The organism is Bacteroides clarus YIT 12056, assembly GCF_900129655.1.
Taxonomy (GTDB): Bacteria; Bacteroidota; Bacteroidia; order Bacteroidales; family Bacteroidaceae; genus Bacteroides; species Bacteroides clarus.
On record NZ_FQWK01000001.1, the window covers coordinates 136768 to 149172 of the forward strand.

The 12405-nt window shown below is 46.3% G+C and carries 12 protein-coding genes; 3 read left to right on the plus strand and 9 right to left on the minus strand.

Annotated elements, in window-relative coordinates; translation table 11 throughout:
* Positions 1 to 102 precede the first annotated feature (102 nt).
* The 4 genes from BUB52_RS00535 to BUB52_RS00550 all read right to left on the minus strand — a co-directional run bounded on the left by BUB52_RS00535 (position 103) and on the right by BUB52_RS00550 (position 4091).
* A complete protein-coding gene (locus BUB52_RS00535; protein WP_009122936.1) occupies positions 103 to 2295 on the minus strand; it encodes an alpha-galactosidase in 2193 nt (730 codons plus the stop codon).
* Positions 2296 to 2309: 14 nt separating this feature from the next.
* Positions 2310 to 2624 (minus strand): DUF4834 family protein, encoded by a 315-nt coding sequence (locus tag BUB52_RS00540; RefSeq protein ID WP_009122937.1) that lies wholly within the window; start codon positions 2622 to 2624, stop codon positions 2310 to 2312.
* Positions 2625 to 2691: 67 nt separating this feature from the next.
* The gene (pssA, locus tag BUB52_RS00545; RefSeq protein ID WP_073212569.1) at positions 2692 to 3399 is read right to left on the minus strand and encodes a CDP-diacylglycerol--serine O-phosphatidyltransferase; all 708 of its coding nucleotides are present in this window, start codon (positions 3397 to 3399) and stop codon (positions 2692 to 2694) included.
* A 2-nt stretch (positions 3400 to 3401) separates the two neighbouring features.
* On the minus strand, positions 3402 to 4091 hold the full coding sequence (locus BUB52_RS00550; protein ID WP_009122939.1) for a phosphatidylserine decarboxylase family protein: 690 nt from the start codon (positions 4089 to 4091) through the stop codon (positions 3402 to 3404).
* Positions 4092 to 4264: 173 nt separating this feature from the next.
* Between BUB52_RS00550 and dnaE the strand changes: the two genes are divergently transcribed.
* The 3 genes from dnaE to BUB52_RS00570 all read left to right on the plus strand — a co-directional run bounded on the left by dnaE (position 4265) and on the right by BUB52_RS00570 (position 8828).
* Positions 4265 to 8062, plus strand: a complete 3798-nt coding sequence (gene dnaE, locus BUB52_RS00560; RefSeq protein WP_009122941.1) for a DNA polymerase III subunit alpha — start codon at positions 4265 to 4267, stop codon at positions 8060 to 8062.
* A gap of 86 nt (positions 8063 to 8148) precedes the next feature.
* Positions 8149 to 8463: a thioredoxin gene (gene trxA, locus BUB52_RS00565; protein WP_009122942.1), complete on the plus strand. Its 315-nt coding sequence runs from the start codon at positions 8149 to 8151 to the stop codon at positions 8461 to 8463.
* 32 nt (positions 8464 to 8495) lie between these two features.
* On the plus strand, positions 8496 to 8828 hold the full coding sequence (locus BUB52_RS00570; RefSeq protein WP_009122943.1) for a hypothetical protein: 333 nt from the start codon (positions 8496 to 8498) through the stop codon (positions 8826 to 8828).
* An 88-nt stretch (positions 8829 to 8916) separates the two neighbouring features.
* Here the strand turns inward: BUB52_RS00570 and BUB52_RS00575 are convergent, their stop codons facing one another.
* From BUB52_RS00575 to BUB52_RS00595, 5 genes are all read right to left on the minus strand, one after another.
* Positions 8917 to 9135 carry an immunity 17 family protein gene (locus BUB52_RS00575; RefSeq protein WP_009122944.1) on the minus strand — a complete coding sequence of 73 codons (219 nt, stop codon included), beginning with the start codon at positions 9133 to 9135 and terminating at the stop codon, positions 8917 to 8919.
* Positions 9136 to 9170: 35 nt separating this feature from the next.
* On the minus strand, positions 9171 to 9596 hold the full coding sequence (tsaE, locus tag BUB52_RS00580; protein WP_009122945.1) for a tRNA (adenosine(37)-N6)-threonylcarbamoyltransferase complex ATPase subunit type 1 TsaE: 426 nt from the start codon (positions 9594 to 9596) through the stop codon (positions 9171 to 9173).
* Entirely contained in the window at positions 9596 to 10417 is an 822-nt protein-coding gene (locus BUB52_RS00585) for a metal ABC transporter permease (RefSeq protein WP_009122946.1), read from the minus strand. Before BUB52_RS00585 ends, tsaE begins: the two co-directional genes overlap by 1 nt.
* Positions 10418 to 10427: 10 nt before the next feature.
* Positions 10428 to 10850: a hypothetical protein gene (locus BUB52_RS00590; protein ID WP_009122947.1), complete on the minus strand. Its 423-nt coding sequence runs from the start codon at positions 10848 to 10850 to the stop codon at positions 10428 to 10430.
* 145 nt (positions 10851 to 10995) lie between these two features.
* Positions 10996 to 12279, minus strand: coding sequence for a 3-phosphoshikimate 1-carboxyvinyltransferase (locus BUB52_RS00595; RefSeq protein WP_009122948.1), 1284 nt, complete (start codon positions 12277 to 12279; stop codon positions 10996 to 10998).
* Between the last annotated feature and the right edge of the window lie 126 nt (positions 12280 to 12405).

The following is a 12405-nucleotide window of genomic DNA, read 5'->3' on the forward strand; positions in this document are numbered from 1 at the left end:
GTCTTGCGGAACGGATGGATTCGTCCCGCGGGACAAAAAAAATCATCCCGTGAGATGGAATAATCCGTCTCACGGGATGATTTTTTTTATCTTACGGGATGATTATTGCGCGGTCAGTTCAATAACGTGACTCTGCGTAATTGCCGTTCCGAATACATCCAAACCGACTTTCATGAGATAATCTCCCGAATATATCTTTCCATTGGCTTTTAAAGCGGATTTTACGGAAGGCATCAGATTTATCTCTTCTACTTTATATCGTTTGTCTGGGTTCAGGCCTTGCAGTCTGACGGGCATCAGTTTCTCTTGGAAGCGGGGATAAATGTCGTAGGCAAAAAGAACGGCCTTGTCGGTATCCCGGCTCACGTAATTTACAGCCATGTGATTACTTTGGTACGGAGAGACCAATCGGTACTGAACTCCGTCCATGATTGCGGCTTGCAGGCGTTTCCAGTTGGTTACCGCCGTTTGGCAATAGGTCAGCTCGTCAGCACTAAGCTCTTTCAGCCCGAGGTCAAAGCCGAGTTTGCACATGGAGGCCACGTCGGTACGGAACTTGACGGAAGTGGATTTGTTCCAGCCGGTGACGTGCGCGCACATTGCTTTGGCGGGGAAGAACTGAGAGAACCCCCATTGGATGTAGATACGTTCTATCGGATCGGTATTGTCACTGCACCAGAATTCGGTGAAGTATTTCAGCGCTTCATAGTCGCAACGGGCGCCACCGCCGGAGCAAAGCATCATCGGCACATCGGGATAGTTCGCTTTGACGCGCTTCATAACATTGTAGATGCCGCGTACGTGGTCAATATATAACTGTCCTTGTTTCTCTTTGAGATAGGGCGAGTATATATTGGTGATAGGGCTGTTGCAGTCCCATTTAAAGAAAGCTGTTTCTGGATTCTCTTTTAATATATCGGCGACAACGTTGTAAACGTAATCTTGTACTTTCGGATTGCTAAGGTCCAAGACCAATTGGTGACGGTAATAATAGGTTTCGCGGTTGGGCAGCTTGATTACCCATTCCGGGTGCTTTTCAAACAACTCGCTCTTAGGATTTACCATTTCCGGCTCTATCCAGATACCGAATTTTACACCGGCGTCTTTTGCCGACCGGACTAAAGCCGGTATGCCGCCGGGCAGTTTGTCACGGGTCACTTCCCAATCGCCCAGACCGGCACGGTCGTTTTTACGGGGATATTTGTTGCCGAACCAACCGTCATCCAGCAGGAACATGTCTACTCCCAAGTGTTTGGCTTCTTTCATCAGTGCGGCAAGCTTCTCCTCGTTAAAGTTGAACGCCGTATTTTCCCAGTTGTTCAATAGTGTCAGGCGGGGACCGTTACCGTCTTTTATGCCGTAGTTACGCGCCCATTCGTGGAAATTGCGGCTGCCTTGTCCGGTACCGTTATTGCTTAATGTGAATATGAATTCGGGCGTGGTGAACACTTCATTCGCTTTTAATTCGTAAGTTGAGGCGTAGGGATTGATGGCGGGGATTACACGAAGATTGCCTACGTTGTCTACCTCAAAGGTGAAGCGGAAATTTCCGGTCCAGCCTAATGTCCCCATGAGCACGGTGCCTTGGTGTTCGTTGACGGGTTGGTCTAATCCTATTTCAAAAAAGGGGTGTGTATGCATGGCGGCGCGGCTGCCGAGTTTCGTATCGATGACTTTCTTGCCGAATTGTAGTTGCTGGCTGCTCATCTGCGCTTCTTTGGCCCAGTCGCTGCTGAACTCGGTGAGATAGTAACCGGAGTTGTTGAAGTAAAGCATGGTAGAGGCATAGGAGGATAGGGTAACGGGTTTCTTCTCCTGATGTCTGATTTCACTCCATGTCTTGATAATGTTCTCTTTGGGATAGGCTATGTAATGTAGGGTAACTTCTACCGGATACCGGTCGTCGCGTAACAGAATTGTTGTTTCCGTACCACCTTCAACGGCCTTGTCGGATGAAGAAACATAATATAATATGGTGGATGGATTACCGTCGTGGTGCGTGATACTGATGGCCGGTTCAAAAAAATCTTCGTTGCCCGAACCGCCGTACACTTCCCAACCCCGTTTGCTTACGCTGCCATCCGAGCCGGCATGTATATTCCATTGGAAATGCTGCAAGTCTTGCTCATGCAATAGTTTTTCACCCAAATAGGTTTGGTACAGCCGACCGTTTTCCCCTACCTGGAGTATTAAGTCTGTGTCTTTTGTAGAGATGCGGATTGTTTTGTTATCCGTTGCATTAACATACGTCAGGGATGATAACGCGAAAAGAATAAAGGCAAGTAGTGTTTTCATGGTGTGTTTTATTGTTATTCTTCTTTGATTTCCTCAAAGTCTACGTACTCTCCTTCATCTTGGGAGAATAGTTTTTTGTGTCTGTTGTGTGTGTGGGCTTCTTTAGTTCTGGTGTCCGGCTCTTCATTGGGAGAAGGGCCTGATTGCTGTCTGTCATTAAAAGAATACCCCCTTCCGGATTGGTAATTTCCGTTGTCATTCCGGTAAGTGCTCGATGAACGGCGGCCGCCTAATCCGAAGACGCTTCGGATGACAGTGCCTATAATGCTAAGCCCGATAAGCAGGATAGCAATTATAATGATAAATAAGAATCCTAAAAAATGAAACATGGGCTAATGTCTTTTTATGTGTTCGTTTTCAGCGAACGATAGTACAACAACCGTGCCAAGAAAATGTTTATTTACGTTTTCCTGTTAGGAGTGACAGTAAGATGTACCATACAATCACTGCTGCAAAGCCGCTGACTTTTAAAAAAATAAGGAGTGGAATGCAGACAATCAGGAAAATGAAACTTACTTTATTGTCTTTCCATGAAAGATTCTTGAACTTCAATGAGAACATCGGTATTTCCGATACCAGCAGCCATGAGAACAGGCAGACCAATATTAACAGATAAAAAGGATTGAAGTTCCCGGAGATAAGGATAGGATGTATGCCCGCCACTAACGATGCCCAGAAAAGGGCGTTGGCAGGAACCGGCATACCGATAAAGGAACTGGTCTGGCGGGTATCGTTATTGAATTTCGCCAAACGCAGTGCCGAGAATACGGAAATAAGGAATGCGGCATACGGCATGTAAGGAGCGATGAACTCCATGGATGCCGGATAGTACATTTCTTTGAATAAGGAAAATACTACCAATGAGGGTGCTACACCGAAACTTACATCATCCGCCAAGGAATCCAAATCCTTTCCGATGGGGGAATGCGCGTTCAGTAAACGCGCCATCATACCGTCGAAGAAATCGAATACGGCACTGAGGATAATGAATACAAGCGCCAGATTGTAGTTGGCTTCGAAAGCCATGACACAAGCGATACACCCGGAGAATAAGTTCAGACAGGTTAAGGTGTTTGGTATAGAACGGGTGATGCGATTTGCCATTGTTATTTAAGTTTTGCTATCACGGTTTGATTACCGGTAGTCAGTTGTCCGAGTTTAACAAGCACTTCCGTACCCAGCGGGAGAAATACATCCACGCGGGAACCGAACTTGATGAAACCCATATGTTCGTCAATATAACATTCTTCGCCCGGTTCGGCATAGGTTACGATACGGCGTGCCATAGCGCCCGCAATCTGACGTGCCATGATTTCCACGCCTTCGGGAGTTTCGATTACTACGGTGGAACGCTCGTTGTCGGTACTTGCTTTAGGCAACCAGGCCTTCATGAACTTACCGTTCTGGTGAGACACCGACTTCACGGTTCCGTCTACCGGGTACCAGTTGGCATGTACATTGACCAGACTCATAAATATGGAAACCATGATACGGCGGTCATGGAAATATTCGGTCTCTTCAACTTCCTCCACTACCACAATCTTCCCGTCAGCGGGAGCGACCACAATCTTTTCAGTCTCTTCCTGACCGAACAAACGTATCGGGCAACGGAAGAAGTTTACCAAGATTCCATAAACTATAAGGCTGATGACGGCCACTACATAGAACGGAATCTTGCATTCCAAACCGAAATAAAGTCCGGCGTTTACGGCAAGTATCAACAGCAAACTGCCGGCCAGTGTATGTGTGCCTTCGCGGTGAATGCGTATTTTCTTTAGTTTTTTAAGTCGACCCATGTATCTTGTTTTATTCTTTTCTGATGCAAATTATCTGCAAAAATAGGCTTATTTTGAAAATCTAACAAGAATTTAGTCATAGAATTGCAGATGTTGATAACTTTTTGAGGAATATTTTTGTTAGATATCGCATAGGTCGTACCTTTATGCTCACTTATAGAAAGGATAGATTTATGCAGGATTTTGTTCATTTGCACGTACATACCCAGTATTCGCTCCTTGACGGCCAGGCCAGTGTGAGCCGTTTGGTAGACAAGGCGATGAAGGATGGTATGAAAGGTATTGCCGTTACCGATCATGGCAATATGTTCGGTATCAAGGAATTCACCAACTATGTTAATAAAAAGAACGGTGGTCCGAAAGGGGAAATAAAAGACCTGAAAAAGCGGATTGCCGGTATAGAGAGCGGTGAAATAGCATGTGAGGATAAGGAAGCGGAGATAGCGGCTTGCAAAGCGAAGATAACGGAAGCCGAAAATAAACTGTTCAAGCCTATCATCGGTTGCGAAATGTATGTGGCCCGCCGTACAATGGATAAGAAAGAGGGTAAGCCTGACCAAAGCGGTTACCACCTGATTGTATTGGCGAAGAACGAAACAGGTTATCATAATCTTATAAAATTGGTGTCCCGCGCATGGACTATGGGATACTATATGCGTCCGCGTACCGATCGCAATGAGCTGGAGAAGTATCACGAAGGCCTGATTGTCTGCTCCGCCTGTATCGGTGGAGAGGTTCCTAAAAAGATTATCAACGACCAATTAGAGGAGGCCGAAGAAGCCATCCGCTGGTATAAGAATCTTTTCGGAGATGATTATTACCTGGAATTGCAGCGCCATAAGGCGACCGTTCCCCGTGCCAATCACGAAGCTTATCCTTTACAGCAAAAAGCCAATGCCAAACTGCTGGAATATGCCAGGAAGTACAATATAAAAGTAATCTGCTCCAATGACGTTCACTTTGTGGACGAGGAGAATGCCGAGGCGCACGACCGCCTTATCTGTTTGAGTACGGGCAAGGATTTGGACGATCCGAGCCGTATGCTTTATACCAAGCAGGAGTGGATGAAAACCAAGGCGGAGATGAACGAGCTTTTTGCCGATGTTCCTGAAGCGCTTTCCAATACGTTGGAGATTTTGGACAAGGTGGAATACTACTCCATAGACCATGCTCCTATCATGCCTACTTTCGCCATTCCCGAGGATTTTGGAACAGAAGAAGGATACAGGCAGAAATATACGGAAAAAGATTTGTTCGATGAATTTACGCAAGACGAAAATGGGAAAGTAGTCTTGGACGAGGAAGCCGCTAAAGCCAAAATAAAGCGTTTGGGCGGTTACGAAAAGCTTTATCGTATCAAGCTGGAAGCCGACTATCTCGCCAAACTGGCATTTGACGGCGCCAAACGGATTTACGGTGATCCGTTGTCGGATGAAGTAAAAGAGCGTTTGGTGTTTGAGTTGTACATCATGAAGACGATGGGTTTCCCCGGTTACTTCCTGATTGTACAGGACTTTATCAATGCCGCCCGTACGCAGCTGGGAGTTTCGGTGGGGCCGGGACGTGGTTCAGCTGCCGGTTCGGCTGTGGCTTATTGTTTGGGTATTACCAAGATAGACCCTATCCAGTACGACTTGCTGTTTGAGCGTTTCCTTAATCCGGACCGTATCTCGTTGCCTGATATTGATGTGGACTTCGATGATGACGGACGTGGTGAAGTGTTGCGTTGGGTAACGGAAAAGTACGGGCAGGAGAAGGTAGCGCATATCATCACGTATGGTACCATGGCAACCAAATTGGCTATCAAGGACGTTGCCCGTGTACAGAAGTTACCCTTGTCGGAATCCGACCGTTTGGCCAAACTGGTTCCCGACAAAATCCCTGATAAGAAACTGAATCTTCCCAATGCTATCGCTTACGTACCGGAATTGCAGGCGGCAGAGGCATCGCCCGACCCGTTGGTACGCGATACGTTGAAGTATGCCAAAATGCTGGAAGGTAATGTGAGAGGTACAGGTGTACACGCTTGCGGTACGATTATCTGCCGTGACGATATCACCGACTGGGTTCCTGTCAGCACGGCGGATGACAAGGAAACCGGTGAGAAGATGCTCGTTACCCAGTACGAAGGTTCGGTCATTGAAGATACGGGGTTGATTAAAATGGACTTCCTGGGATTGAAGACTCTTTCAATCATTAAGGAAGCTGTTGAGAATGTACGTTTACATCGGGGATTGGCATTGGATATCGACAAGATTTCCATCAATGATCCCGCTACCTATAAATTATACTGTGACGGACGGACTATCGGTACATTCCAATTTGAATCTGCCGGTATGCAGAAATATCTGCGTGAGTTGCAACCCGGTACGTTTGAGGACTTGATTGCCATGAATGCTCTCTATCGTCCGGGTCCTATGGACTATATCCCGGATTTCATCGACCGTAAGTGGGGACGCAAGCCTATCGAGTATGATATTCCTATTATGGAGAAATACTTGAAGGATACATACGGTATTACTGTCTATCAGGAGCAGGTCATGCTTCTGTCCCGTTTGTTGGCGGACTTCACCCGTGGCGAATCCGATGCTTTGCGTAAGGCGATGGGTAAAAAGTTGCGGGACAAGCTGGATCACATGAAGCCGAAATTCATTGCGGGCGGACAGAAAAACGGGCACGATGCGAAGGTGCTCGAAAAAATTTGGACTGACTGGGAAAAGTTCGCGTCTTATGCTTTCAATAAATCTCATGCCACCTGCTATTCATGGGTGGCTTATCAGACGGCTTTCTTGAAAGCGAATTATCCGGCGGAATATATGGCTGCCGTCATGAGCCGAAGTTTATCCGATATAACTACCATAACCAAACTCATGGACGAATGTAAGTCGATGGGTATTAAAGTACTTGGTCCTGATGTGAACGAATCGAACTTGAAGTTTACCGTCAATCCGGAAGGTAATATCCGTTTCGGATTGGGTGCGGTGAAAGGAGTAGGTGAGGGTGCTGTGCAAAGTATCATGGAGGAGCGTGAGAAGAATGGTCCGTATACAGGTATCTTCGATTTCGTACAGCGTGTCAATTTGAATGCTTGTAACAAGAAGAACCTGGAATGCCTTGCTCTTGCCGGTGGCTTTGACAGTTTCCCCGAGTTGAAGCGTGAACAATATTTTGCCGTTAATGCCAAGAATGAAGTCTTTATCGAGACATTAGTACGCTATGGTAACCGTTATCAGGCGGATAAAGCGGCAGCGGTCAACTCTTTGTTCGGCGGTGAAAATGTGGTAGATATCGCTACTCCCGAAATTCTTCCCGCAGAGCGTTGGAGCGACCTTGACAGATTGAATAAGGAACGTGATTTAGTCGGTATTTATCTTTCCGCTCATCCCTTGGATGAGTATTCCGTAGTGCTGGAACATGTTTGTAATACACACATGGCGGAGTTGGAGGATAAGACACTTCTGGTGGGACGTGAAATTACCATGGGCGGTATAGTCACTACCGTCCGCCGAGGCATCAGTAAGAACGGCAATCCTTACGGTATAGCCAAGATAGAAGACTATTCCGGTTCGGCAGAGTTGCCTTTCTTCGGGAACGATTGGGTAACTTATCAAGGCTATTTGGGTGAGCGTACTTTCCTTTATATTAAGGCGCGTTGCCAACCTAAACAGTGGCGGCAGGATGAATTGGAACTGAAGATTACCTCTATGGAATTGCTTCCCGACGTAAAAGAGAAACTGATAGAGAAGATTACGATTCTTATCCCGCTCAGTGTACTGAACAAAGCATTGGTGACGGAATTGGCAGAACTTACGAAAGACCGTCCCGGTACTACGGAACTCTATTTCAGAGTGACCGATCCGGATAGTAAGATGACTGTTGATTTGGTGTCTCGTCCGGTGAAGCTTTCCGTAGGCCGTGAACTTATCTCTTATTTAAAAGAGCGTCCGGAGCTTGAGTTTCGGATAAATTAATTATCTTTGCTTCACTGATAACAGTAAGAAGATAATGTTTGATACTGTATTATTGAATTAATATTTAAACTTAATATTTAGAAGAAATGGCTTTAGAAATTACAGACAACAATTTCAAGGAAATCTTGGCAGAGGGTAAACCTGTAGTAATTGACTTTTGGGCACCGTGGTGCGGACCCTGTAAAATGGTAGGTCCTATCATCGATGAATTGGCAGGTGAATATGAAGGTAAAGTACTTATCGGTAAATGTGATGTAGACGAGAACGGTGATGTAGCTGCCGAGTATGGTATTCGTAACATTCCTACCGTACTGTTCTTCAAGAACGGGGAATTGGTGGACAAACAGGTAGGTTCTGCCCCCAAACCGGTTTATGTAACGAAGATTGAAGCGTTGTTATAAGGTACTATTTGACAAATTTAAAATATAAAGCTATGGGACTGGAAGACGATTTTTTGAAGAATGATCTCGATGATGAAAAGACCATTGAGTACATCAAAAACTATTTGCCGCAGGAGTTAAAAGAGAAGTTCTCTGATGACGAGTTCTATTATTTCCTCGATTTGATTGACGAGTATTATTCCGAGAGCGGCATCCTTGATGTGCAGCCCGACGGTGACGGATATATCGAAGTCGATTTGGAGAAAATCGTAAATTACATCATCAAAGAAGCTCATAAGGATGAAATGGGTGATTATGATCCGGATGAAATCCTTTTCATTGTACAAGGTGAAATGGAATATACGGAATCTTTGGAAGATGAGTAAATCACAGTTTAATTAATAAAAGGAAAGGCGCAGATTGTAAAACCTGCGCCTTTCCTTTTATTAATTAAACTGTATTGATCTTTCTTTATTATGTCATTGGCGGAGTATTCAGAAAAAAGAATACTGACATTCCGATAAGTATCGCTCCTAATACGCCATAAAACCAGCGCGCTTGCCGGCGGCCTACGTTTCGCACAACAAACTGCGTATTTTGGGCGGTAAAGAACCAATTCCAATCCAAAATAGCAGCCAGCAGGGAGATAATTCCCGCGACAACAAAGATACCTTGAACAATGTATTGGCTCATTGTAAAGTGATTAGCTGTTAATTTAGTAATCTATATTAATCCAGTGGTTCCAGCGTTACTTTTCGTTCACCGCTTTCCACCTCTTCAATAGTAACTTTTACGGTATTTCCCGGCAGAAGCTCTTCAATCAATTCCGGCCATTCGATAAAGCAAAGCGCACCGCTGTACAGATAGTCTTCATATCCCATGTCGTACACTTCTTCCAGTTTCTTGATGCGGTAGAAGTCGAAATGATAGATTAACTCTCCGGCAATATCGGAACGATATTCGTTGACGATAGCGAAAGTAGGAGAGGTGATGACATCGGACACGTCGAGTTCTTCGCAAACCGCCTTGATAAAGGTTGTTTTACCGGCTCCCATCTTGCCGTAAAGAGCAAATACCGTATTGTCACCCATCGCTTCGATGAATTGGCGGGCAGCTTCATGAATCTGGTCTAATGACTGAATTTTGATTTCCATTATCTTGTATTTTGATGCAAAGATAACCAAAAACTTTTTCCTCCTTTACAGATTGCGTAAATAATAATGGAGAAGAAGATTATGGCTGCTCCCGAAGGAACATTGAGATAGTATGAAATAAGCAGTCCCCCCAAGCAGCTAAGATAGCCGATGCCGATGGATAGCCATATAATACGGTGAAACCTGTGCGAGAAGAGATTGGCTGTCATTTGCGGAATTGTCAGTAATGAGATAACCAGCACGATACCCACCATACGGAGGCAGGCTACGATAGTCAATGCGATGAACATCATCAATACATATTCAAAAGCCTGTACAGGAATACCTTGTGAACGGGCAAATTCGCGGTCGAATGCTACATAGATTATCGGATGCAGGAAACACGAAAAAAACAAGATAAGTAATATCGCCAGCCCGCCCAGCAAGGCGATGTCGCCAAATGTTATTGTCAGGATATTCCCGAACAGATAAGCGGAAAGGTCGGGGGCAAATCCGGGAGACAGGAATGTAAAGATGATGCCCAATGCCATTCCTAACGTCCAGAATACCGCAATAGCAGAGTCTTCACGCATATCTTTCCGTTTGCTGAGCCATTCTACACCGAATGCCGACAGTACTGAAAAGATAGCTGCCGAAAGAATCGGTGAAATTCCCGTGTACAGCCCCATTCCTATACCTCCAAAAGAAGCATGCGTCAGTCCGCCGCTGATGAATACCAGTCTCCGGGTAACGATGTATGTACCGATAATTCCGCAGACAATACTTGCCAGCAGGCTGCCGATAAGGGCATGTTGAAAGAAAGTATATTGTAAAAGTTCCATGTGGCGGTGATTAGTGATTAATTCTCCTTTCTCCTACTATCAGGAACACTTCGTCTTTTATGTTGTCCGGTAGCGCGATGCCTCGTAGTTGCAGGCTGCGCACCCATCCGGCCACATCTTCCGACTGCATGGTATAGAATACGTCACGAAATTCTTCTTCTTGTTCGGGAGTATACCGGTCGGGAGCAGTCCCGATGTATTTGTCCAGTTCCTCGTCATCATAATATTCTATTTTCTTGCTGACGGCGGCCAGCAGGCTGTCTTTCTCGCATACTTCGTGCTGTCCGCAGCATTCCATATCTGCTTCCTGCACTTCGGGCATGGCGTCCAACTCGCCGTTGTCAATTTTCTTTTGAAGTCTGCGGTTGCGTACTATTCCCGCTATGGCAGCTACGATGGCGAGGGCAATCAGGCTAATAATCAGTATCCACATACGTTCTCTTTCCTTGAAAAAAGTGTCCTTATAAAATAGAACGGACAAAGATACACATTGTTTTCGTATCTGACTTCTTTTGAACGGGCAAAAAGGTTGATTCTCTTCGGAGAAACTGGCGGATAGCAAAAAGAAACATTGCCTTTTACCCTTGTTCGTTGGAGATTGTGAACCCCGCTTTCTTTAAATCTTCCCAATAGGCCAGGTAGGATTTGGAAACTACTTGAGGTTCATCAATCACTATCTGCGGTAATACGATGCAGGCAGGAGCAAATGCCATTGCCATACGATGGTCTTCGTACGTGGAGATAATCGGGGTGTTTTCAGCAGGACAACGTTCTCCGTCCCATAACAGAACGCTGTCCTGTTCGGAACGTACCAAATAACCTAACTTTCGCAGCTCGGTGATAAGGGCGGCGATACGGTCGGTTTCCTTAATTTTGAGGCTTTGCAAACCGGTAAAGCGGAAAGGAATGTCCATCAGGCAGCAAGTTACGACAAAGGTTTGTGCCAGATCGGGAATGTCTACCATATCCTCTTCCAAGCGCGAGACGGGTGTACCCGCCAATGTCAGTCGTACGCCCCGGTCGGTATATTCGGTATGTACGCCCAGTCGGGAGAAAATCTCCGCGCCGCGACTGTCACCTTGATAACTGCGGGGAAACAGCCCGAGCAGCTCCACCGTTTCATGCTCATCACCCTTCGGAGATTCTTCATCCTTCATTCTTCGTTCTTCATTTCCCCTCAGCGCCAATATCTGATACCAGTAGGATGCCGCGCTCCAGTCGCTCTCCACGGTGAACGGGACATCCCGGTAACCGCCGGGATATACGGTGATGCTGTTTTCGGAACTCCATTCGGCACGTCCGCCGAAGTCGTGTATAAGCTGAAGCGTGAGGTTGATGTAGGGGCGGGAGATGATACTGCCCGTAAGGTGCAGGCGCAGTCCGTTGGGAAGCACCGCTCCCATCATCAGCAAGGCGGAGATATATTGCGAACTGACGTTTCCGGCAAGGGATATTTCATCGCCTTGCAACTCCGTCCCCGTGATGCGCAGAGGTGGGAATCCTTCTTGTCCGGCGTAATCGATTTTTGCTCCGAGCAAACGCAGCGAATCTACGAGGATACGGATGGGACGTTGCTGCATGCGTTGCGTTCCGGTGATGATACGGCTGCCGGGTGTCACGCTGAGATAGGCGGTGAGGAAACGCATGGCCGTCCCCGCTGCCATAATGTCTATATGTTCGGGATTGCCTTGCAGCGCGCGCACCATGACACGGGTATCGTCGCAATCGCTCAGATTGCAGGGCGTTTGCTTGCCGTGAGCAAGGGCGTGCAGGATAAGCGCACGGTTACTGATACTCTTGGATGCCGGCAATTGAATAGCGGCGTGTATCGGGGTGCCGGGGGCGGAAACGGTATAACGCATAGTTGTATTTGTTAAGTTACGGTAGTGGAGAGCTTTATATTCCGATGCAAAAGTAAGACAAATCTTTGGGAAATGGAAGCATGTTCCTAAAATGAACAGGATTGCTTAATAATATGTCTCGCCGGA

Excerpts from the sequence above, each read along its gene's own strand:
- BUB52_RS00535 (WP_009122936.1), bottom strand. The coding sequence starts at position 2,295 with ATGAAAACACTACTTGCCTTTATTCTTTTCGCGTTATCATCCCTGACG.
- BUB52_RS00540 (WP_009122937.1), bottom strand. The coding sequence starts at position 2,624 with ATGTTTCATTTTTTAGGATTCTTATTTATCATTATAATTGCTATCCTG.
- pssA (WP_073212569.1), bottom strand. The coding sequence starts at position 3,399 with ATGGCAAATCGCATCACCCGTTCTATACCAAACACCTTAACCTGTCTG.
- BUB52_RS00550 (WP_009122939.1), bottom strand. The coding sequence starts at position 4,091 with ATGGGTCGACTTAAAAAACTAAAGAAAATACGCATTCACCGCGAAGGC.
- dnaE (WP_009122941.1), top strand. The coding sequence starts at position 4,265 with ATGCAGGATTTTGTTCATTTGCACGTACATACCCAGTATTCGCTCCTT.
- trxA (WP_009122942.1), top strand. The coding sequence starts at position 8,149 with ATGGCTTTAGAAATTACAGACAACAATTTCAAGGAAATCTTGGCAGAG.
- BUB52_RS00570 (WP_009122943.1), top strand. The coding sequence starts at position 8,496 with ATGGGACTGGAAGACGATTTTTTGAAGAATGATCTCGATGATGAAAAG.
- BUB52_RS00575 (WP_009122944.1), bottom strand. The coding sequence starts at position 9,135 with ATGAGCCAATACATTGTTCAAGGTATCTTTGTTGTCGCGGGAATTATC.
- tsaE (WP_009122945.1), bottom strand. The coding sequence starts at position 9,596 with ATGGAAATCAAAATTCAGTCATTAGACCAGATTCATGAAGCTGCCCGC.
- BUB52_RS00585 (WP_009122946.1), bottom strand. The coding sequence starts at position 10,417 with ATGGAACTTTTACAATATACTTTCTTTCAACATGCCCTTATCGGCAGC.
- BUB52_RS00590 (WP_009122947.1), bottom strand. The coding sequence starts at position 10,850 with ATGTGGATACTGATTATTAGCCTGATTGCCCTCGCCATCGTAGCTGCC.
- BUB52_RS00595 (WP_009122948.1), bottom strand. The coding sequence starts at position 12,279 with ATGCGTTATACCGTTTCCGCCCCCGGCACCCCGATACACGCCGCTATT.